This window comes from Arthrobacter sp. Z1-15 (assembly GCF_054792395.1).
The window spans coordinates 42,137-62,504 of the sequence record NZ_CP096454.1; the positions used below are offsets into that span (position 1 = coordinate 42,137).

Sequence of the window (20,368 nt, forward strand, 5' to 3'; positions counted from 1 at the left end):
GCGCGCAGCAGAATCAAGCAGCTCACCCGCGGGGACGCATGGATGTCCGGGCACTTTACGATCTGCCGGGCTCGGTATTGCTCCGCGGGGCCCGAGGATCTGTTCGATAACGCGACCACCTACGAGATCGCCGTTCTGCCTAATCCTGCATAAAGTCCCAAGATAACGACGGCGGCCGGCACCTTCCCGTGGGGAGGTGCCGGCCGCCGTCGTTAGGCAGTGGATGAAGCAGCGCGGCGGTTAGACCGCCGACCAGCCGCCGTCCGACGGCAGGATGGCGCCGTTGATGTTCACGCCGTCGTCGCTGAGCAGGAACGTGATGGACGCTGCCAGCTCCTCGGCGGAGGCCAGGCCCGGAATGTTGACGCGGGCGGGGGTCAGGCGGGCTTCGCCGTACTCGCTGGTCTTGCCGCCCATCGGAATGCCGGTGGCCACGCCGCCCGGAGCCACGGCGTTTACGCGGATGCCTTCCTTGGCATACATGAACGCGGTGCTGCGGGTAATGCCGACCACTGCGTGCTTGGACGCCGTGTAGGCCACGCCGGAGGCCGAGCCGCGCAGGCCGGCCTCCGAGGTGATGTTCACGATCGAGCCCTTGTGTGCTTCGAGCATGGTCGGCAGCACGGCGCGGGTCAGGCGCATCAGGCCGTCCACGTTCACGGCGAAGATCTTCTGCCACATGGCGTCGGAGACCTCGTGCAGCGGGCTGAAGTCGTCATTGATGCCGGCTACGTTGGCCAGGCCGTCAATCGTGGCGCCGGATGCTTCCATGATGCGGTCAATGGCGGCGGCGTCGGTCAGGTCTCCCGCAACCGGAACAATGGCGTCGCCAAGCTCGGCGGCGAGCTCCTTAATGCGGTCCTCGGCAATGTCGACGGCGATGACGCGGCCGCCTTCGCGGACAATCCGTCCGGCGGTGGCGCGGCCGATGCCGGAACCGGCGCCGGTGACGATCACGGTGCGGCCTTCGAAGCGGCCGGGAACGGTCGGCAGGACGGCCTCGGCGGTTTCGGGCATGACGCCGCCGTTGGCAGCCTTGACGAGTTCATCCACGGCTGCCTGCGGGAACTTGCCCTGGCTCAGATCTACCAGCTGCTGCAGCTTCAGGCTCAGCGCCGGGCCCAGCGTGGACTCGTCGCTTCCGGCTGCGGTGAGCATGCCGCGGATGGCGGGTCCGCCCGCGGGGTGGTCGAGCCACTGCTGGACGGTGTTCTGGGCAGTGATGGGCTGGTTCGTGGCCATGCCGGTCCTTTCGGTCGGGATGCGGCCGCAGCTGCGGTCGCCTTCTTGCCGGCAGCTTGGCGCGTGGTTACACGTGTAAGTTGCCTGTATCGTCAGACTACCGGAGAAATCCGGAACTGATAAGTACCGGAAGGCGGGCTGCAGCCCGCCGTCCGGGGAACGGAAAGGGACGGCGAGGTGGATCGCAGAGTCACGTCAACCGACGTCGCGCAGGCAGCGGGAGTCTCGCGCGCCACCGTCAGCTACGTGCTGAACGGCAGTGCGGCCCAGAGCATTTCCGCGGCCACCAGGGAGCGGGTGCTGTCAGCTGCCCGCCACCTCGGATATACGCCCTCAACCGCCGCCCGGACCCTGCGCCGCGGACGCAGCGACCTGGTCCTGATGCTGCTGCCGCCCGAACCGCTGGGCCGGGCCCTGGCCATGATCATTGATGCCGCCTCCGAACAGTTGGAACGGCACGGCCTGCGGCTGATTGCGCACCGGCTGCCGCCGCAGGGCGGCGCGGTGTCCCTGGTCCATTCGCTGGCCCCTGCCGCGCTGATCCTGACCACTGCGCTGGAAGAGCCGGAGCTGGCAGCATTGCGGGCCGCCGGGCTCCCGGTCGCCTCGCTGCACGAGGCACTGTCCGATCCGCTCAGCCCCGACCTGGGCATCGGAGCGCTCCAGGTGAAGCACCTGGCCGAAGCCGGGCACCAGCGGATCGGAGTGGCTGTGCCGCCCGAACCCGGCTACGCCTGGCGGGTGCAGATCCGGCTGGCGGCCATCCGCGAGGCGTGCGCCAGGCACCGTCTGCCCCCGCCGGCGGTTGAACACCTGCGGCTGGACGCGGACGAGGCTGCGGCGTCGGTGGCCCGCTGGCTGGAGGCACCCGAGCCGGTCACTGCAGTCTGTGCGTTCGATGACGACCACGCCTTTGCCCTGCTCTCCGGACTCGCTGCGCTGGGCCGGCGGGCTCCGCAGGACCTTGCCGTGATCGGGGCGGAGGATGTTCCGCTGGCGTCGCTGGCGCTGCCCCCGCTGACCACGGTGCGCGTGGATACCCGGCTGCTGGGGGAGCGCTTCGCCCGGATGGCCCTGGCGGAAACGCCCGACGGCGGCGGGGACAGCGCTGCTCCGCCCGTGAGCCTCGCAGCACCCGGTGGCGCTGTTCCGCCCGTGAGCCTCATCGTGCGGGCCTCGGCCTAACGTCCGCGGACCTGTTGGTCCGTCACCGGTGCGGCCATGCTTCAACCGCCTGTTCGATCCGGCGCCGGGTGGCGGCCGGAACCGGCTCCACGACGTCAAGGACGGGCTCCGCCGGGGTGCGGGCAGTGCGCGGCCACCGCCAGGTCCCGACAACGACGCCGTCCACCAGCACCGCCGGCCGGAAAACGCCGTTGTTGCCCGGCACGAGAGCCGCCAGCATTTTCGCTCCCGCCACGAGCGACCGGTCGGCGTAGCCGAGGATCCATTCGTCGAACCCGGGCACCAGTGTGACGCCGGACGGGCCGGGGATCCGCGGTTCCCCCATGACCCACGCGGGCCGGCCCTCTACCTTCACCTCGACCAGGTTCCCGGCAGCGGCTGCGGCGCGCCGCACCATTGTCTTGGGCAGCTTGGTCCACCACGCGAGGTCCGCCTCCGTCACCGGCCCCCGTGCCCGGACGAAGCCCCGGACCACGTCCGCCAGAGCAGCATCCGGGTCCTCGGGGGCGCGGACCGCCGAAGCGGTGAGGTACTGCCGGCTGCCGGACGGGTCGAAGCTGCCCCAGTGCATCAGCCCTTCCACCGACAGGTGCATCAGCAGGTGATAGCCGCGCCCTTCGGTGGTGGGGATTCCGGCGGCCTCCCAGAGGCCCAAAACTTCGGAGCGCAGCAGGTGCCGTTCCGCCAGCGCCTCCCGCAGCGTTTCCCGGCCGCGGGAAACCACTGCGTCGTCCAGCCCCAGCTCGGCCCGCCGCCGGGCTGCCATGGCCCGGATGCGGTCGCCGGTGAAGTGCAGCAGTGCGGCCAGATGCTCCGGCGTGGTGGCAAACAGGGTGCCGCGCATCGGCCAGCTGCGCACCAGTTCCCCGCGGTCAAAGGCGTCCCGGACCTCCTGCACCCCGGTGCCGGGCCTTGACCGGATGGCTATCGCCTCCAGGACCGCGGGCAGGTCCTGGCCCTGGAGCGCGACGGCGCGGCGCACGACGTCGGCCGGTGCCAGTTCCGAGCCGCCCAGCAGCTGCGACTGCCACCGCAGCCGGCGCGCGTCCTGCCGTGTCAGTTCCATGGCAACGGGGCCAGGCTGCTACTGCGCGTCCCGGGCACGGAAGAGCTGCATCTGCCGGTAGCGCCGGCCCAGGGACTCCCGGCGGGGCTTTACCGGGGCATCTTCCGGTTCGGCGGTGAGGTCAATGTGTTTCTTGCCGAAGCGCCACAGCAGCAGGTCATCCAGCAGGCGGTCGGGGCCGGGGGAGTACCGGTGGTCCAGGGCCTGGCGCACCTCGGTGATCGCGTCGGCCTGCAGCAGTCCGGCGAGGTCCATGGTGGTTTTCATGCCGTGGGCTGCCAGCAGTTCCGCCGCCCAGCCCCAGTCGTCCCCGGTCTTCCGGTTCACGTGCGGCAGCAGGGTCATCCACACGTCCCGGATCCGGTTGGGGGTCAGCGGCGCACTGCCCTGGCCCTCCTCGTCCCAGAATCCGGTGACCGTCTCGTAGCGTTCGTGAAGTTCGGCAAAGGCTGTTTCCACCGTCTCGAGCATTGCCGCGGTAGCCGTGAACTGACGGTCAAAGTAGGGGCTCCAGGCCCGCGGATCACCGGCCTTGAAACGGATGTCGTGTTCAATTTCGGACCAGGCGTGAGCCAGCACGGTACGGATCTGCACCTCGAACAGGTAGCTGCCGTTGGGCCGCTGCTCCGGATCCAGCAGCCGGTGGTACTCGCGGACCGTCTCGTTCTGGATGGTCCTCAGGATCAGGTGCCGGCTGGAATAGCCGTAGGTACCGGACTCGATGGAACCGATGTCCTTTTCCCGGTCTCCGCGGCAGTCGAATTCTGCGCGCTGGCGCTTGATGAGGTTGGCTGCTTCGTCCACCTCGTGCGGCAGCGTCACGATGACCCGCAGGCCCACCAGATCGATCAGGTTCCGCAGCGGATCGGGAAACAGCAGCGTCGGCAGTTCATCGGGGTCCTCCGACGGCAGGGTCCGGGCAGCCTTGTCCCGGAAGGACTCCACCGTTTTGGTCCGCGAGGCGACAAACAGCGGGCGGACCGGACTGTCGGTGAAGGTGTCGCGCAGGCTTTCCTCCATTTCGCGGGTGAGTTTTTCCAGGGCCGGACGAACCCGCGCATACTCATCCGTGCTCGCCTGGACCACCGGACGCAGCCGGTCATCGAGGCTGTCCCACGCGCCCATAAGAAACTCTCCGTTCGTTCACGACCCCGATGGTCGCCCGCAGTCCGGCCGCGCCGGACTTTAGGCCAGGTACCACATTAGGCCCAGTTCCAGATTAGGCTTCCTCAGCATCAGATTAAGCCAGGTGAAGGAGACTGCCGATGCCGCCGAGTCCGCTGCGGATCCCCTACGGGCCCGATCCGGAACAGTACGCGGAACTCACGCTGCCCGGCCCTTCCGCCGCCGGGGACCCGCAGCCGGGCGTGGTGGTCATCATCCACGGCGGCTACTGGCGCTCCAAGTACTCGGCCGACCTGGGTTGGCCGGCGGCGCTCGATCTTGCCGCCCGGGGGTTCACCTGCTGGAACCTGGAATACCGGCGGGCCGGGAACGGCGGCGGTTGGCCGGAAACCTTCAGCGACATCGGTGAAGGAATCGATGCCCTCGAAGCCGCGGCGCGGAATTACGCTCTGGATCTGTCCAGAGTGACGGTACTGGGGCACTCAGCGGGCGGACAGCTGGCGGTGTGGGCAGCCGCCCGCCGCGGAGCCGCGGTGCCGGTAACCGGCGTCGTCAGCCAGGCAGGCGTCCTGGACCTGGGGCGGGCCCTGGAACTGGAGCTGAGCGACAACGCCCTGCGCAACTTCCTGGGGTCCTCGCCGGAAGCTGATCCGGAGCGGTACCGCAGCGCCGATCCGATGCTTCTCCTTCCGCTGCCCGTACCCGTAGCGGCCCTGCACGGAGACAACGATTCCCATGTTCCCCTCACCCTGTCCGCGGGGTTTGCGCAGGCTGCGGCGGCGAGCGGGTCGAACGCTGAGCTGCGGGTGGTTCCCGGCGACCATTTTGACCTGATCACTCCCGGGACGGCGGCCTGGGCCGCCGTCGTCCGCGCCGTCACGGAAGCCGCAGAAGGCAGGGGGATCTTTGATCTGCGCACTTCTTAAGGCGGCCCGCGGGCCGCTCTGTTAGGTTGAAGTCGTGCTCACAGTAATTGGCGAAGCCCTCGTGGACGAGGTTCTCAGCGACACTGCTCCCAAGCGTTTCCACCCCGGCGGCAGTCCGCTGAACGTGGCCGTTGGCGTGGCCCGGCTGGGCCGGCCGGTCCAGTTTGCCGGCCGGTACGGCAGGGATGAGTACGGCTTGCTGATTGAACAGCATCTGCGCGCCAACTCGGTCCTGACGCCGCTGCCCGCGGATGAGCTGCCCACGAGCGTGGCAACCGCGGTTCTGGACCCGGCCGGCGGGGCCCGGTACACCTTCGACCTCGAGTGGCAGCTGCCCTCGCTGGCGGATGCGCTGCCGCAGCTGCTGGACGGGACCACCCTGCTGCACACCGGTTCCATTGCGGCCATGCTGCGGCCCGGCGCGGACGCGGTGCTCCAGGCGGTGCAGCGCGCCCGTCCTGCCGTCACCATCAGCTATGACCCGAACTGCCGGCCGTCCATCATCACTGACGTGTCCTATGCGCGGGAACAGGCGGAGAAATTCGTGGCCCTGGCGGATGTCGTCAAGGCCTCCGACGAGGACCTTGCCTGGCTGTATCCGCAGGATTCACCCCGTGACGCCGCCCGGCGCTGGCTGGGTCTGGGACCGGCCCTGGTTGCAGTCACCAGCGGTTCCAAGGGAGCCTGGGCCGTGACCGCCTCCGGTGAAGCGGAGGCATCGGTGCCGCCGGTCACTGTAGTGGACACCGTCGGGGCGGGCGACTCGTTCATGTCCGCCCTGCTGGTTTCACTGATGGACCGGGAGCTCGACGGCGGCGCCCGGCGCAGTGAACTGGCCCGGATCGGGACCGGGGACCTGGAAGCAGTGCTCGGGTTCGCAGTCCGCGCCGCCGCCGTCACCGTTTCACGCGCCGGCGCCAATCCGCCCTACCGCGCAGAACTGGAAACCCCCTAATCCGGCCCGCGGGCACCGCTCCGGCATAACGTGCCCCACGAAGTCGACCATGAATTGGAGAGTGAACATGCAGTCCTACGATCCCTATGACGCACTGCCGCAGGTGCCGGCCTTCACCGTCACCAGCGACAGTTTCTCGAATCTCGAGCCGTTTACCCTGGCCCAGTACAGCGGCAAAATGGGGATTCCGGGCGGCCGGGATGAATCACCGCAGCTGAGCTGGTCCGGAGCGCCGGAAGGCACCAGGAGCTTCGCCGTCACCATGTTTGACCCGGATGCCCCCACCGGCAGCGGCTTTTGGCACTGGGCCGCCTTCAATATTCCGGCCACGGTGTCTTCCCTGCCGGCCGGCGCCTCCAACCGCCGTGAACTGCCCGCCGGCACGGTGGAACTGGCCAACGACGCCGGCTTCCGCGGCTTTGTCGGAGCGGCCCCGCCCGCCGGTCACGGTCCGCACCGCTACATGGTGGTGGTCCACGCCGTCGACGTCGAAACCCTGGACGTTTCCGCCGACGCGACCCCGGCCTTCCTCGGGTTCAACCTGTTCACCCACACTCTGGCCCGCGCACGCATTGTCGGTCTGGCGGAGGTTGCAGCGGAGTAGTGGACGGCGGCTGCACTGCCGCCTGCAGTGAAGCCGGCCGGGCCGGTTAGGCTGGAAGCCTGCGCAGCCGCGCAGAAGAACTTCGGAAGTGAACGAGGGTGCCCCGTGCGTCTGGTGGCAAGTGACCTGGACGGGACCATAGTCGGTCCCGACAACAGGATCAGTGACCGGACCGTCCGGGCGTTCCGCAACTGCGTGGAAGCCGGCATTGACGTCGTTTTTGTCACCGGCCGCCCGCCGCGCTGGCTCAGTCCCCTGCAGGAATTCTTCGGCCACCAGGGCACTGTCATCTGCTCCAACGGTGCCATTACCTATGATCTGGGTGCCGAGCGGGTCCTGAAGGCGCAGGCCGTGTCCCTGCCCGCTATTCTCGACGCCGCAGGCATTATCCGCGAGCTCTACCCCCGGGCACGCTTCGCCGCCGAGACCGTGGACGGTTTCCACCTGGGGCCGGGTTTCCTGGAACCCGGATCCGCCGAGCTGCCCGGCGCGGTCACGCCCGCCCCGCTGGAATCCACCCTCACCGACGCTGACACAGTCGTGAAGTTCCTGGCCCGCGTGGACGGCGCAACGCCCGACGAGTTCCTGCACCGGGTCCGGCCCGCGGTGGCCCACCTGGTCTCAACCACGCATTCCGCGCCCTCGGCGGCACTGCTGGAAATGTCGATGCTCGGTCTGGACAAGTCGGTCAACCTGTCCGACTACGCTGCCTCGCGGGACATCGACCCGGCTGACGTGGTGGCCTTCGGCGACATGCCGAACGACGTGCAGATGCTGCAGTGGGCCGGGTGCGGTTACGCCATGGCGTCCGGACATGCGGACGCCCTCGCCGCCGCGGACAAGGTGGCACCGGCCTTCGCGGACGACGGCGTGGCCCGCGTTCTCGAAGCGCTGCTGCGCCGCGCCTGACCCGGACTGTTGCCGTCCGCCGGTGCCCCGGTCTGCCCCGTCCTCCTTCTGAACGGCTTACGGCGGCGGCTGACCCGGCCCGGCGGATCCGCCCGCTGCTGCCCTTCCTGCCGCCCGCCGGGAGTGCAGGAGCCGGTGCGCGGTAATGACCACGGCCAGCCAGGCCAGGCCGAGCGTCCAGGCCACCAGGACGTCGGTGAACCAGTGGTGCCCCAGATATACCCGGCTCAGGCCCATGGCGGCCGCAAAACCAGCGGCGGCGAGCACTGTCAGCACCTTGGCGCCGCGGCTTTTCAGGTGCAGCACCAAGAGGTAAGCCACCACCCCGGATATGACGACTGCGTTCAGTGAATGGCCGCTGGGAAATGACGCGGAATGCTCAAAGGGGGGCACGGCTTCCGTCAGCGGCGGCCGGGCACGGCCAATCAGTTCCTTGCCGGCGACCGTCATCAGCAGCGATCCGGCGGCTGCAGCGGCCACGAGCAGCACCGGCGTCCAGGACCGCCACTTCACTGCCATGGCCGCCACAGCCGCGGCCGCCAGGATGGGCATGCCGATGCTGCCGCCGAGATTGGTGAACGCTGTCACCGCAGTATCCAGATCCGGAGAGCGCAGGGCCAGGGCAGCATCCAGGAGGGGCTGGTCCAGCCGGGCCACCCCTTCGGACTCGGTCACCGACTCATAAACTTCCGCCGACCCCAGGGTCAGCAGAACAGCCGGGACCAGGCCCGCGGTCAGCGTAATCAGCAGCGCCGCGTGCGGGGAGGTCCGCTGCACCAGCCATGCGAACGCGGCCGCGAGCCAGCCCGGCACGCGGGAGCCGGGCCGGCTCGGAGGACCGGAGCGCTGAGGGGGAAGTGCGGAACTGTCACGGGTCATCTAGACAGTATGCCCAATCGCCGGCAGAGCCAGTCCAGGTTTTCCGCCAGGCCTGCCTGCCAGGCCTGCCAGGAATGGCCGCCGGGCAGCGTCTGGAGCGTGACGTCCATGCCTGCGGCCCGGGCCACAGCAAAAACCGCCTCCCCTTCCGGTGCAAACACGGGATCCTCCGCCCCCACCACCACAATCCCCGCCGAGTCCGGAAAGGAGAACCGCTGCAGCCGGTCCAGGGCGTTCTGGTTGTTGAAGGCCGCGGAGTTCCCGTTGAAGTAGGTGTTGATGAGGGCGTCCCGCCCCTGCGGAAGGCCGGGTTCGGCCGCTCCGGAGATGTCGATGAAGGTCGGGTAGGCGTCCGGGAAGTTGACGGCGAGCTGCAGTGCACAGGTTCCTCCGTAGGAATAGCCGGCTACCGCCCACTGGCGCCCGCCGCGCAGTCCCGACGCCAGATTCTGCTGGACCCACGCCGGAACGTCCAGCGCCAGGTACGTGGCGGAGGAGCTGACCGCGGAATCAAGACACAGCGGCCAGTTGCTGTTGCCGGCATTGGAGGCATCCGGCATGACCACCACCGGGGCGAGCCCGCGGTGGGCTGCAGCGAAGGCATCCAGGATGTCGAGCAGCTGCCCTCCGATCAGCCAGTCGGAGGGGCTCCCCGGTTTGCCGTGGATCAGCACCAGGACGGGGAGGTTTACTGCGGGCGGATCGGCCAGATAAGCCGGAGGCAGATACACCAGCGCGGGATCGGAGGCGTAGCCCGACGTATTTCCCGGGATGTCCGCGGAATACAGCTTCCCGCCGGCCGGCATGTCCGGCGGGGGCATCCAGTTGGCCTCCGTGGTGTCCGGAAGCCCTGCGGCGTCGTCCGGGCTGCGTTCCGGCAGGCCCGAGGCCTCCGGCGCAGGCGGGCTGACGAGCGACCCCAGCGTGGGGTATTGCCGGTACGCCGTGTTGGCTGCCTGTGCCACTGCCGCCACGGCCAGGGCCGCCGCGGTGAGTGCCAAAACGCGGGACCTTGCCCGGTCTGCCGTCCTCAACCGCGCAACGGCAAGGATAACCGCAAGTATTCCTGCGGCAGCATATAAATAGAGGCTGCGCGGCAGGGACGCATCCCACCAGTAAAAGACTGTCTCGGCCAGCACCCCGAGGATAAGGGTCAGCACCGCCGCCGCCACGGCGGCCAGGGGAACAACGGTGAGCAGATGGCGGCGCCCTCCCCACACGAGCCAGGCCAGGGACAGCCCGCCCAGAACCAGGGCGGCCGCGGGAACCGGCCCGCTGACGAGCGAAACGGAGTTCACCGGGAGCCGTCGACGATGTTCCGCACGAGGGAAAGGCCCTGGGCCAGGGATATCTTCGGCAGGTAGGCCCTCGCCACCGCGTTGCCGATGGCCGGCAGGGAGGCCGGATCGCGGTACGTCATGTACAGCGGAACGTACCGGGGCTGGAACTTTGCCTTGAAGGCGAGCAGGGACCGGAAGCCGTAGACCGGTTCCAGGGTGGTTCCGAGCACGTCCAGGACGGAGTCCAGGATGGAGGAGTCGCCGTCCCCCGGCCCCCGGCCGGAACCGTCCGCCGGGTCCGTTTCCGGTCTCGAAGCAGGCCGCGCGCGGGCCAGAGGTGCTCCCGAGAGGCTCAGCACTTCATAGCCTTCGTCCTGCAGCATCCTCGCAGCCGAGGCGATCAGAAAGTCCATGGCCGGACGGAAGCCGCTGCTGCGCCGGCGCATGAAGTCCAGTGTCCATCCCACCACCTGCCCGTCCCGGTAAATCGGCAGCCAGGATGTCACCGCGTGAACGGTGCCGTCGCTGTCCACGGCAATCAGACAGCGGACCTCCGGGTCCTCCATCTCGTCCAGCCCGCCCAGGGTGAACCCCATTTCCGGCATTTTCTTGTCTGCCACCCACTCTTCGGAAATGGCATGCAGCTGGTCCAGCACAGCGAGGGGCGCCGTCGAATAGCTGATCCACCGTGCCTCAATGCCGGCCTTGCGGGCATGGTTGAGCGCGGTCCGGGCGTCCTGGAATTTTTTGCCCCGGAATTCCAGGTTTCCCAGCGGCAGGATGGTCTCCTCGGCGACCTGGAGCCGCGAGAATCCCATGCCTGCCGTGATGGTTTCCACCTCTTCATCCACTGAGTAAAAGCAGGCGGCACTGCCGTTGGCCGTGCAATACGCAGAGAACTCTTCGACTGTGCTGCGCAGCTCGGTCCGCGGTCCCACGGGCGGGCCCACGGTCAGTGCAACGCCGAGATTGGGGCGAAACGCGAAGTAGGAGTTGCCGCTGGACGAAAACCAATACGTATTTCCCGGCCACAGCGTCATCCAGGCCATGGTTCCGCCGCCGTGGGTTTTCAGCAGCGTCCTGGCCCGCTCCGAGTCGCTGGTATCCCGGCGGTAGGCAGGCTCCCAAAAGGATCCGAGCAGGAGCAGGCAGACCAGCACCCAGAACAGCAGCCCGATGCCCTCGTAGAGCAGGTCGGCCGGCACGGTCCGCGGCAGCAGCCCCGGCGTAGACCTTGGAAGTTCCAGTTCCAAAACCGGCAGGAAACGCTCCGGAAGGTCCGCAATGAGAGCCTGGGCGGTGGCCTGCGGGGTGAAGGAGCTCCTGAGCGCAAGCCCGGCAAGGACGTACACGGCGCTGAGCAGTGCCGCCGCCCCTGCGACCCTGACCCAGAACCGGCGGTACGTACCCGGCGCGGCGGAGACGGTGAACAGGCCGCGGGCCGCACAGAGCAGCACAAACACTGCCAGCGGCACCAGCACGGGCAGGAACAGGGCTAGAGCGCCTTGCGCCGCTCCCAGGTTGTACCCGCCGCCCGGGTCCTCCGCGCCGGCATACCGAACCGTGCGGACAGCCGCCAGAACGGTCATCAGGCCCTGCAGGACGACGGCGCCCCACCAGGCGAAGTGCCGTCCCCGCCGCAGTCCGTCCGCCAGGACAATCAGCAGGACCTGGGGCAGGGTCGCCAAAAAGAAACCTGCAGGTCCGGCGCGGAGCCGGAGGCCGGCTTCGCCGCAGTCCGCGCTCTGCCCGGGGTCGCTGCAGAGCGCGGCCAGGGTTTGCGGATCCACGAGCTGAATATCGGTGTTCAGGAACCGCAGTACGGCCAGCGGTCCCACCGCCTGGGCGCTGAGGGCGGAAATGACCGGTCCCGCGGCCGACGCCGCCACGACGAGGGCCACCAGCACGCGTGCTTCCCGCCGGGTGGCGGTCAGCTGCCCGGGAAAAGCGGGGAGACGTCCCGCCAGCAGCGGGCCGGCCAGCGCACCCGTGACGGCGGCTCCGAGTACCGTGACGCTGTGGAATGAGCCGCCGTAGAGGGCCAGGAGGACCAGGAGGGTGAAGAGCCCCACCCGCAGCCTGCGCCGCCAGAGAGTGGGGAAGCGTGCACTGGCGGCCGTGGCAACGCCGCACACCATGGCCAGGGGGCCGACAAAGGACTCTGATTCCAGTGCCAGGGACCAATCGCCGGGAATTGTGTTGGCGGCATGCGTGAAGCCGACGGCGAACAATGCCCCGAGAACCTGGGCGGACACTGCCGCCGCTGCCAGCTTCGCGGAACCCAGAACCCGTTCACAGGGCAGCACCACGAGGAGGATCAGCAGCGTTGCGGCGACGTATCCGCTCGGGCCGGAGGCCCAGAAGCCGGAGAGCAGCAGGGCCGGCCAATACTCGGGAAGCGATCGGGAGGAGAGGACAACCCAGTCCTGCAGCGGGCCGGAGGGGCCGGAAACAAGGCTTTGGCTGACAATTCCTGCAACCCAGAAGAACGCGGTGAAGGCCAGGGTTACCGGCCCGAGCCGGGCGCTGCCGCGCAGCAGGTGGGCCTGCCACGAGAGGATCCGCATGATTCTCGAGGGTCTTTTTGCCGGGGACTGAGTCGCCAAAACCGGGTACCTCCGCACCACCTCGCCGCTCCCGGCGCCGAGACAGCGGCAGCCGTGCTGCCAGTCTAGGTCGGAGCTTTCCGGAACGGGATGCGCGGTGCCGCTGCGCCGCCCTGTATGGATAAAGTACGCAGGTGAGCTATCCCTATTTCGACTCCCCGGTCCCGCTGGGCCTTTCCCACCGCGGATTCTCCCCGGACGGCTTCGAAAACACGATGGCAGCGTTCCGGGCCGCCGCAGCCCTGGGTTTTGGATATCTCGAAACCGATGTGCGCACCACCCGCGACGGTGTCCTCCTGGCGTTCCATGATGCGTGGCTGGACCGGGTTGCCGGCACCGGCGGTCCCGTGGACAGCCTGAGCCTGCGCGAGGTTCGCCGCGCCCGGGTTGGAGGAGCGGAGCCCATTCCCGCGTTTGAGGACGTATTGACCGGGCTGCCCGGACTCCGGCTGAACGTTGATATTAAAGATGCTGCCGGTTCGGCTGAGCTGGCACGGCTGCTGAACAAGCACGGTGCCCAGGACCGGGTCCTGGTGACCTCCTTTTCGGACCGGCGGCGGCTGGCGGCACTGCGTCGCCTGGACCGTCCGGCGGCCAGCTCCGCGGGCGCCGTTTTCACGGCCCTGACCGTATTGTTCGCCCCGGCCGGTCTCGCGGGCGTACTGGCCCGGCTGGGACGGTACCAGTGCCTGCAGGTTCCGGAACGGCAGGGTCCGGTGCGGATTGTGACCCGGAGGTTCCTTTCCCGGTGCCACCGGGCCGGTCTGCAGGTTCACGTCTGGACGGTGAACGACGCCGCTGATATGGAGCGCCTGCTCGATCTGGGCGTGGACGGCCTGGTTTCCGACCGGGCCGATCTGCTGGCCGACGTGCTGGCTCGGCGGGGAAGCTGGCCGCAGGGACGTTCCGTGAAGCCCTGACCCGCTGCCGCCATCCCGCAGGATGGACCCCGGGACTGGCAGTATGGGTGCATGCGCGTACTCATTGCCCCGGATAAGTTCAAAGGCTCACTTTCAGCAGTGGAAGCGGCAGCAGCCATGGCCGAAGGCGTGCTTTCCGTGTATCCGGAAGCCGATGTGACCCTGGTGCCGGTTGCCGACGGCGGCGAAGGCACCCTGGAGGCTGCGCTCGCGGCCGGGGCAAAGGAGTACACCGCCGGTGTGCGCGGACCGCTGGGAGGGTATGTCACCGCCCTGTGGGCCATGACCGGGGAGACGGCCGTGATCGAGACCGCCCGCGCCTCCGGGCTGATGCTGGTGGATCCCTCCGTGCAGTCCTCGCTGGCGGCAACAAGCTACGGCAGCGGAGAGCTGATCCGCGAGGCACTCGACGCGGGAGCCACCGAAATTGTGCTCGGCATCGGCGGCTCTGCCATGACCGACGGCGGATCAGGCGCACTCACGGCCCTGGGGCTGCGCATCCTGGACGCAGCCGGAGAACCGGTGCCGCCGGGCGGCGCGGGCCTGTCCCTGGCGGCGTCCATCGATGCCTCATCCCTGGACAGCAGGCTGCACGGGGTGCGGGTCCGCATCGCCGCCGACGTCACCAACCCGCTGACCGGACCTGAGGGCGCTGCCCACGTGTTTGGCGAACAGAAGGGTGCCGACGCCTCTGCCCGCCTGCTGCTGGATGAAGCCCTGGTGCGCTGGGCTGCGCTGCTGCGCGAGGTGACCGGCGTCGACGTCGATATTGCGGGAGCCGGCGCGGCCGGCGGTTTCCCGTCCGCGTTCCTGGCGTTCACCGATGCGTCCCTGGAAAGCGGCTTTGACGTCATCTCACGGCTTACCGGGCTGGACACCGCCCTGGCCACGGCTGACCTGGTGCTGACCGGCGAGGGCTCCCTGGATGAACAGTCCCGGTACGGCAAGGCTCCGCTGTCCGTGGCGGAGCGTGCCCGAGATGCCGGCATTCCGGTGGTCGCCCTCGCCGGACGGATTACCCTTCCGCCGCACGTGCTGGCGGAATACGGGGTGGTGGCAGCGGTAAGCCTCCTGGACCTGGCGGCGGATCCGCAGGACGCGATGGACCGGGCCGGCCGCTGGCTGACCCGGGCCACGGTCCAGGCCCTCGAAGGGGCCTAGCCCAGCCGGCTCGGCCTGGCGCCCCGGTCTTCCATGGGCTGGTCCGGATCGGTGCCGCGCCACCGTGCAATCGCCTGCATGCCGTGGAAGGCCAGCAGTGTGGCGCCGGTGCCCAGGGCGATGCCGCCGAACTCCAGTCCGGCCACCACCCAGGTGAAGTTGGCGATGGCGATGATAAGGCCCAGGCCCGCGGTGGAGAGGTTGATCGGGTTGGAAAAGTTCACCTGGTTGTCCACCCAGATGCGCACGCCGAGGATGCCGATCATCCCGTAGAGGATGACGCCGGCCCCGCCCAGGACGCCGCCGGGAACGGTGGCGATCATGGCGCCGAACTTGGGAAAGAGGCTCAGCAGAATGGCCACGATGCCGGCCACCCAGTACGCCGCTGTCGAGTACACCCTGGATGCTGCCATGACACCGATGTTCTCCGCGTACGTGGTGGTTGCTGAACCGCCGCCGGAGCCGGCCAGCACGGTGGCCAGGCCGTCGGCCATCAGGGCGCGGCCGGCGTAGGGGTCAAGGTCGCTGCCGGTCATCGCCGCTACGGACTTCACGTGTCCAATGTTCTCGGCCACCAGCACCAGGACCACCGGTACAAACAACCCGATGACGGAGAAGTGGAAGGTGGGGGACTGGAAATCCGGAAGCCCAAACCAGGCGGCGTCGCTGATGGCCTGGAAGTCCACTTCCCCCTGCCAGATTGCCGTGAGGTAACCGGCAACCACGCCCAGCAGGATGGCGAGACGGCCGAGGAACCCTTTGAAGAGGACTGTGGCCACCAGGATCGCCACCACGGTGACGGTGGCGGTCAGGGGGCCTTTCTCAAAGTTGTCGCGGGCCGAACCCGCCAGATTGAGGCCAATCAGCGCAACAATCGTGCCGGTGACCACCGGCGGCATCAGAATCTGGATCCATTTGGTCCCGGCAATCTGCACGGCCAGGCCAATGAGGAACAGCGCCGCTCCTGCCATGATGATTCCGCCGAGGGCTCCGCCGGGTCCGTGCTGGCTTGTGGCTGCTGCGATGGGGGCAATGAAGGCGAAGCTGGAGCCCAGGTAGCTGGGTACCCGTCCGGCCGTAATAATCAGGAACAGGATGGTGCCGATACCTGAGAACAGCAGCGTGGTGGCGGGAGGAAACCCCGTCAGCAGGGGAACCAGGAAGGTGGCGCCGAACATGGCAACCACGTGCTGGGTTCCGATGCCGATGGTCCGCGGCCAGCTCAACCGCTCGCCGGGAGCTACGTATTCGCCTGGTTTGATCGTTTTGCCGTCGCCGTGAATGGTCCAGGCCGTACCGAATCTGCTCATGGGTGTGCCTTTCAAAGACCAGGGGAGGGTTCGTGCAGAATAGTACCGGGCGTTGATGTCCACGGTGTTACCTTGCAGGCGGAACCATTTTACCGGCAGAACAATTGGGCGGACGCCGCAGTCCGCTGCGAACGGACGGATCAGCATGGGCATATCAGTTTCGGGACGAACGGTACTCATCACCGGCGCGGCCAGGGGCATGGGGCGGCTGTACGCCGAGCGGGCGGTGCGCGGCGGCGCCGCAAACGTGGTCCTGTGGGACCTCGACGCCAATGCGCTGGAAGCCACGGCCGAGGAGCTGCGCGCCGAAGGCGGGAGCGCCGTCCACCCCTTCGCCCTGGATGTCGGTTCCCTGCCTGAAGTAACTGCTGCGGCCGGCCGGGTCATGGCAGAGGTTGGGGTTCCCGACGTCCTGATCAACAACGCCGGAATCGTGCGCGGCAAGTATTTCTGGGAACACGTTCCCGAAGCGGACATCAACGCCGTCATGCAGGTGAACGCGGTAGCGCCCATGCAGATCACCCGCGCCTTCCTGCCGCAGATGATCTCCCGCCGCACTCCGGCCCGGATCCTGAACGTCGCGTCGGCGTCGGGCACGCTGTCCGTGCCGAAAATGAGCGTATACACAGCGTCCAAGTGGGCAGTGATCGGCTGGAGCGATTCCCTGCGGCTGGAGCTGAATGAATCCGGCAACGGTCACATCCAGGTCACCACACTCATTCCGAGCTACATCAAGACCGGCATGTTTGCCGGAGCCAGGGGACCGCTGATGACACCGCTGATGGAGCCGGACTACGTGGTGGACCGGGCCTGGACTGCGCTGATGGCAGGCAAGGCCCGGATCCAGCTGCCCTGGACCGTGCCCCTGGGCAGCGCCCTGCGCGGACTGCTGCCGCAGCCGGTGTGGGACGTGGTGGCCGGGCGGGTGTTCAAGGTGTACCGGTCGATGGACCACTTCACCGGCCGTCCTTCCGCTGCGGTCGCAGCAACGCCGTCGGAGGCCAGCCGTTGAGCACTGAAGCACCGGCGGAATTCTCCGGCACCCTCCCCGAATCCCGCATCTCCTCCACTGTGGCGGCGGTGCGGCGCACCTACGAGTCAGGCCGCACCAGGCCCCTCGCCTGGCGGCGTGCCCAGCTCCAGGGCCTGATCCGCATGCTGACCGAGCGCGAAGCCGACTTCAGCGCCGCCCTGGCCCGCGACCTCGGCAAGAGCCAGCTCGAGGGGTACTTGACGGAGCTCTCGATCACCCGTGCCGAAGCGGAGTACGCGCTGAAGCATCTGGCCCGGTGGACGCGCACCACCCGGGTTCCCGTACCCCTGGGCCTGCAGCCCGCCTCGGCCGCGACGGAGCCGCAGCCGCTGGGGGTCGTCCTGGTCATTGCCCCGTGGAACTATCCGGTGCAGCTGCTGCTGGCACCGCTGATCGGTGCGCTGGCGGCCGGGAACGCAGCAGTGCTGAAGCCTTCGGAGCTGGCTCCCGCCACGTCCGCGGCAGTGGCGGAGCTGCTGCCCCGGTATCTGGATCCGGACGCCGTCGTCGTGGTGGAAGGCGGCCGGGAAGCCAGCACGGCGCTGCTCGCCGAGCGTTTCGATTCCATCTTCTTCACGGGCGGGGAACGGGTGGGCCGCGTGGTGCTGCAGGCTGCGGCCAAGTACCTGACCCCGGTCACCCTTGAACTGGGCGGGAAATCACCCGCCGTCGTGCTGGACGGCAAGTTTGCCGCCATCGCCCGGCGCCTGGTCTACGGAAAACTGCTCAACGCAGGCCAAACGTGCGTGGCGCCGGACTACGTCCTTGTCACCGAAGAGGCCGCTCCCAAACTGCGCAAGCACCTGGTGCGTGCCGTCAGGGAGCTCTTCGGCAAGGATCCGGCCAAGAGCGCCGATTTGGGCCGGATCATCAACGAGCAGCACTGGGACCGGCTGCACGGCCTGCTGGAGAGCGGAACCGTGCTTGCAGGAGGCGGCGGGGACCGTGATTCGCTGTACCTGGAACCGACAATCCTGACGGACGTCTCCCCGGAGTCCCCCGTGATGCAGGAAGAGATTTTCGGGCCGATCCTGCCCGTGCTCACCGTGCGGGACCTGGACGAGGCGATGGACTTCATCAATGCCCGCCCCGTGCCGCTGGCGTCCTACCTGTACACGCAGTCCGCCGCGAACCGGAAATCCTTTGAACGCGGCGTGCGGGCGGGCAGCGTGAACCACAATGTGAGCACCGTGCAGCTGGCCGTTCCCGGGCTGCCGTTCGGCGGCGCCGGTGCTTCGGGCACCGGCGCCTATCACGGCAAGTATTCCTTCGACACCTTCAGCCAGCTGCGTCCGGTCTTCACCAAGGGCACCCTGCTGGACACGCTGAAGGTCGCCTACCCGCCGTATAACGGACTCAAGCGGCGGCTGCTCCGGCGCCTGCTCTGACTCCACCCCGCTGCGCCCCTCGCGCCCCGCCCCTCTCCTTCTCCCTGCGGGGCCGGAAGGCTGGGGTGGAAAGGACCGGGCGGGGCAGCGGGAGGGGCTAGGAGATAACCGCGTCCACGATGGCCTTGGCCTCGGCCTGGACCGTGCGCAGGTGTTCCACGCCCTTGAAGGATTCCGCGTAGATCTTGTACACGTCCTCGGTTCCGGAGGGCCGCGCGGCAAACCAGGCGTTCTCGGTGGTGACCTTGAGTCCGCCGATCGGAGCACCGTTGCCGGGGGCCTCGGTGAGGCGGGCGGTGATTTCCTCGCCGGCCAGCGTGGTGGCCGTGACGTCCGACGGCGAAAGCTTGGCCAGCGCCGCCTTCTGGTCCCGGCTCGCCGGGGCATCCACCCGGGCGTACTCCGGGTCGCCGAACCGGCCGGTCAGCTCCCGGTACCGCTGGGACGGGGTTTTGCCCGTGACAGCGGTGATTTCCGAAGCCAGCAGTGCCAGCAGGATGCCGTCCTTGTCGGTGGTCCATGCCTTGCCGTCCCGGCGCAGGAAGGACGCACCGGCGGATTCCTCTCCGCCGAAAGCCGCCTCGCCGGTGAGCAGGCCCGGAACAAACCACTTGAAACCGACGGGAACCTCCATCAGGGTCCGGCCGAGGTCTCCGGTGACGCGGTCGATCATGGACGACGACACCAGGGTTTTGCCCACCACTGCGTCCTTGGGCCAGTCCGCGCGGTTCCGGTAGAGGTAGTCAATGGCGACGGCGAGGTAGTGGTTGGGGTTCATCAGCCCGGCATCCGGGGTGACGATGCCGTGGCGGTCGGCGTCGGCGTCGTTGCCGGTGGCGATGTCATACTCGCCGGCGCGGGCGATCAGGGAAGCCATGGCGTACGGGGAGGAGCAGTCCATACGGATCTTCTCGTCCCAGTCCAGGGTCATGAAGGCCCACTGCGGGTCCACGTTCGGGTTGACGACAGTCAGGTTCAGCTTGTGCATCTCTGCAATGGCGCCCCAGTAATCCACGGAAGCGCCGCCCAGCGGGTCGGCTCCGATGTGCAGCCCCGAGGCGCGGATGGCATCCAGGTCCAGGACCGAGGGAAGGTCCTGGACATAGTTCTGCAGGAAGTCGTAGGTGCCCACGGAGTCGGCCAGCCGGGCTTCGCCGAGTGGAATGCGCTTCACGCCGCGCAGCCCGTCCTCGAGGAGTTCGTTGGCGCGGTTGGCGATCCAGTTGGTGGCCTCTGATCCGGCGGGGCCGCCGGTTGGCGGGTTGTATTTGAAACCGCCGTCGGCCGGGGGATTGTGGGACGGGGTGATGATGATGCCGTCTGCTTCCTCGGTGCGGCCGGTGTTGTGCTTCAGGATGGCGTGGCTCAGCGCAGGGGTGGGCGTGAAACCGTTGCGGGAATCAATCAGCACATTCACCCCGTTGCCGGCGAGCACCTCCAGGGCGGTGTTCTGCGCGGGCTCGGAGAGGGCATGGGTGTCCTTGCCCATGAACAGCGGACCGGTGATGCCCTGTCCGGTGCGGTACTCCACGATCGCCTGCGTAATGGCGGCAATGTGGGGTTCGTTGAAGGCGCCGTTCAGGGACGATCCGCGGTGGCCCGAGGTGCCGAAGACCACCCGCTGCGAGGGGTCCTGCATGTCCGGCGCGATGTCGTAGTAGGCATCCAAAAGCGCCGTCAGGTCAACTAGGTCGGAGGGTTGGGCAACTGTGCCAGCTCGGTTAGACATACCCCTAAGCATGCCAAATAAAATCCTGCCGCGGCAGAAGCGTGCCGGGT

The 20,368-nt window shown here is 68.2% G+C and carries 17 protein-coding genes; 9 read left to right on the top strand and 8 right to left on the bottom strand.

Translation table 11 applies throughout. The features are described 5' to 3' along the window. Positions 1 to 240: 240 nt before the first annotated feature. Positions 241 to 1,242 carry an SDR family NAD(P)-dependent oxidoreductase gene (locus tag M1D40_RS00220; RefSeq protein WP_461169779.1) on the bottom strand — a complete coding sequence of 334 codons (1,002 nt, stop codon included), beginning with the start codon at positions 1,240 to 1,242 and terminating at the stop codon, positions 241 to 243. Between the two features lie 177 nt (positions 1,243 to 1,419). Here M1D40_RS00220 and M1D40_RS00225 point away from each other — a divergent pair, with 177 nt between their 5' ends. Further along, positions 1,420 to 2,427: a LacI family DNA-binding transcriptional regulator gene (locus M1D40_RS00225; protein ID WP_461169780.1), complete on the top strand. Its 1,008-nt coding sequence runs from the start codon at positions 1,420 to 1,422 to the stop codon at positions 2,425 to 2,427. Positions 2,428 to 2,449: 22 nt separating this feature from the next. Here the strand turns inward: M1D40_RS00225 and M1D40_RS00230 are convergent, their stop codons facing one another. Then, a complete protein-coding gene (locus M1D40_RS00230) occupies positions 2,450 to 3,493 on the bottom strand; it encodes a winged helix DNA-binding domain-containing protein (RefSeq protein ID WP_461169781.1) in 1,044 nt (347 codons plus the stop codon). A gap of 18 nt (positions 3,494 to 3,511) precedes the next feature. Then, the gene (locus M1D40_RS00235) at positions 3,512 to 4,618 is read right to left on the bottom strand and encodes a GTP pyrophosphokinase (protein ID WP_341394596.1); all 1,107 of its coding nucleotides are present in this window, start codon (positions 4,616 to 4,618) and stop codon (positions 3,512 to 3,514) included. 140 nt (positions 4,619 to 4,758) lie between these two features. Between M1D40_RS00235 and M1D40_RS00240 the strand changes: the two genes are divergently transcribed. The 4 genes from M1D40_RS00240 to M1D40_RS00255 all read left to right on the top strand — a co-directional run bounded on the left by M1D40_RS00240 (position 4,759) and on the right by M1D40_RS00255 (position 8,012). Then, positions 4,759 to 5,544, top strand: a complete 786-nt coding sequence (locus tag M1D40_RS00240) for an alpha/beta hydrolase (RefSeq protein ID WP_461169782.1) — start codon at positions 4,759 to 4,761, stop codon at positions 5,542 to 5,544. 34 nt (positions 5,545 to 5,578) lie between these two features. Beyond that, positions 5,579 to 6,499: a carbohydrate kinase family protein gene (locus tag M1D40_RS00245; protein WP_461169783.1), complete on the top strand. Its 921-nt coding sequence runs from the start codon at positions 5,579 to 5,581 to the stop codon at positions 6,497 to 6,499. A gap of 49 nt (positions 6,500 to 6,548) precedes the next feature. Continuing rightward, a complete protein-coding gene (locus tag M1D40_RS00250; protein WP_341394599.1) occupies positions 6,549 to 7,103 on the top strand; it encodes a YbhB/YbcL family Raf kinase inhibitor-like protein in 555 nt (184 codons plus the stop codon). Positions 7,104 to 7,208: 105 nt separating this feature from the next. Next, positions 7,209 to 8,012 carry an HAD family hydrolase gene (locus tag M1D40_RS00255; protein WP_461169784.1) on the top strand — a complete coding sequence of 268 codons (804 nt, stop codon included), beginning with the start codon at positions 7,209 to 7,211 and terminating at the stop codon, positions 8,010 to 8,012. Between the two features lie 57 nt (positions 8,013 to 8,069). Here the strand turns inward: M1D40_RS00255 and M1D40_RS00260 are convergent, their stop codons facing one another. Genes M1D40_RS00260 through M1D40_RS00270 form a run of 3 tightly spaced genes read right to left on the bottom strand, consistent with a single transcriptional unit; the run spans position 8,070 to position 12,738 of the window. Further along, a complete protein-coding gene (locus M1D40_RS00260; RefSeq protein ID WP_461169785.1) occupies positions 8,070 to 8,891 on the bottom strand; it encodes a phosphatase PAP2 family protein in 822 nt (273 codons plus the stop codon). Then, a complete protein-coding gene (locus M1D40_RS00265; protein ID WP_461169786.1) occupies positions 8,888 to 10,189 on the bottom strand; it encodes an alpha/beta hydrolase in 1,302 nt (433 codons plus the stop codon). The genes M1D40_RS00260 and M1D40_RS00265 overlap by 4 nt, the downstream gene beginning before the upstream one ends. Further along, a complete protein-coding gene (locus M1D40_RS00270) occupies positions 10,186 to 12,738 on the bottom strand; it encodes a bifunctional lysylphosphatidylglycerol flippase/synthetase MprF (protein ID WP_461169787.1) in 2,553 nt (850 codons plus the stop codon). The genes M1D40_RS00265 and M1D40_RS00270 overlap by 4 nt, the downstream gene beginning before the upstream one ends. A 173-nt stretch (positions 12,739 to 12,911) precedes the next feature. Here M1D40_RS00270 and M1D40_RS00275 point away from each other — a divergent pair, with 173 nt between their 5' ends. Further along, on the top strand, positions 12,912 to 13,697 hold the full coding sequence (locus M1D40_RS00275; protein WP_461169788.1) for a glycerophosphodiester phosphodiesterase family protein: 786 nt from the start codon (positions 12,912 to 12,914) through the stop codon (positions 13,695 to 13,697). Positions 13,698 to 13,748: 51 nt separating this feature from the next. Next, positions 13,749 to 14,858, top strand: a complete 1,110-nt coding sequence (locus M1D40_RS00280; RefSeq protein WP_461169789.1) for a glycerate kinase — start codon at positions 13,749 to 13,751, stop codon at positions 14,856 to 14,858. Here M1D40_RS00280 and M1D40_RS00285 read toward each other — a convergent pair. Beyond that, entirely contained in the window at positions 14,855 to 16,168 is a 1,314-nt protein-coding gene (locus M1D40_RS00285; RefSeq protein ID WP_461169790.1) for a uracil-xanthine permease family protein, read from the bottom strand. The two genes, M1D40_RS00280 and M1D40_RS00285, sit on opposite strands and share 4 nt — an antisense overlap. Before the next feature lie 145 nt (positions 16,169 to 16,313). Here M1D40_RS00285 and M1D40_RS00290 point away from each other — a divergent pair, with 145 nt between their 5' ends. Together M1D40_RS00290 and M1D40_RS00295 are read left to right on the top strand one after the other, a co-directional pair. Then, positions 16,314 to 17,180 carry an SDR family NAD(P)-dependent oxidoreductase gene (locus M1D40_RS00290; RefSeq protein ID WP_461169791.1) on the top strand — a complete coding sequence of 289 codons (867 nt, stop codon included), beginning with the start codon at positions 16,314 to 16,316 and terminating at the stop codon, positions 17,178 to 17,180. Further along, the gene (locus M1D40_RS00295; RefSeq protein ID WP_461169792.1) at positions 17,177 to 18,589 is read left to right on the top strand and encodes an aldehyde dehydrogenase family protein; all 1,413 of its coding nucleotides are present in this window, start codon (positions 17,177 to 17,179) and stop codon (positions 18,587 to 18,589) included. The genes M1D40_RS00290 and M1D40_RS00295 overlap by 4 nt, the downstream gene beginning before the upstream one ends. 97 nt (positions 18,590 to 18,686) lie before the next feature. Here M1D40_RS00295 and pgm read toward each other — a convergent pair whose 3' ends face one another. Then, entirely contained in the window at positions 18,687 to 20,318 is a 1,632-nt protein-coding gene (pgm, locus tag M1D40_RS00300) for a phosphoglucomutase (alpha-D-glucose-1,6-bisphosphate-dependent) (RefSeq protein WP_461169793.1), read from the bottom strand. Between the last annotated feature and the right edge of the window lie 50 nt (positions 20,319 to 20,368).

Bases quoted from the DNA above. Each gene is read 5' to 3' on its own strand.
- M1D40_RS00220 (WP_461169779.1), bottom strand. From the start codon at position 1,242: ATGGCCACGAACCAGCCCATCACTGCCCAGAACACCGTCCAGCAGTGG.
- M1D40_RS00230 (WP_461169781.1), bottom strand. From the start codon at position 3,493: ATGGAACTGACACGGCAGGACGCGCGCCGGCTGCGGTGGCAGTCGCAG.
- M1D40_RS00235 (WP_341394596.1), bottom strand. From the start codon at position 4,618: ATGGGCGCGTGGGACAGCCTCGATGACCGGCTGCGTCCGGTGGTCCAG.
- M1D40_RS00240 (WP_461169782.1), top strand. From the start codon at position 4,759: ATGCCGCCGAGTCCGCTGCGGATCCCCTACGGGCCCGATCCGGAACAG.
- M1D40_RS00250 (WP_341394599.1), top strand. From the start codon at position 6,549: ATGAATTGGAGAGTGAACATGCAGTCCTACGATCCCTATGACGCACTG.
- M1D40_RS00260 (WP_461169785.1), bottom strand. From the start codon at position 8,891: ATGACCCGTGACAGTTCCGCACTTCCCCCTCAGCGCTCCGGTCCTCCG.
- M1D40_RS00270 (WP_461169787.1), bottom strand. From the start codon at position 12,738: ATGCGGATCCTCTCGTGGCAGGCCCACCTGCTGCGCGGCAGCGCCCGG.
- M1D40_RS00280 (WP_461169789.1), top strand. From the start codon at position 13,749: ATGCGCGTACTCATTGCCCCGGATAAGTTCAAAGGCTCACTTTCAGCA.
- M1D40_RS00285 (WP_461169790.1), bottom strand. From the start codon at position 16,168: ATGAGCAGATTCGGTACGGCCTGGACCATTCACGGCGACGGCAAAACG.
- M1D40_RS00290 (WP_461169791.1), top strand. From the start codon at position 16,314: ATGGGCATATCAGTTTCGGGACGAACGGTACTCATCACCGGCGCGGCC.
- pgm (WP_461169793.1), bottom strand. From the start codon at position 20,318: ATGTCTAACCGAGCTGGCACAGTTGCCCAACCCTCCGACCTAGTTGAC.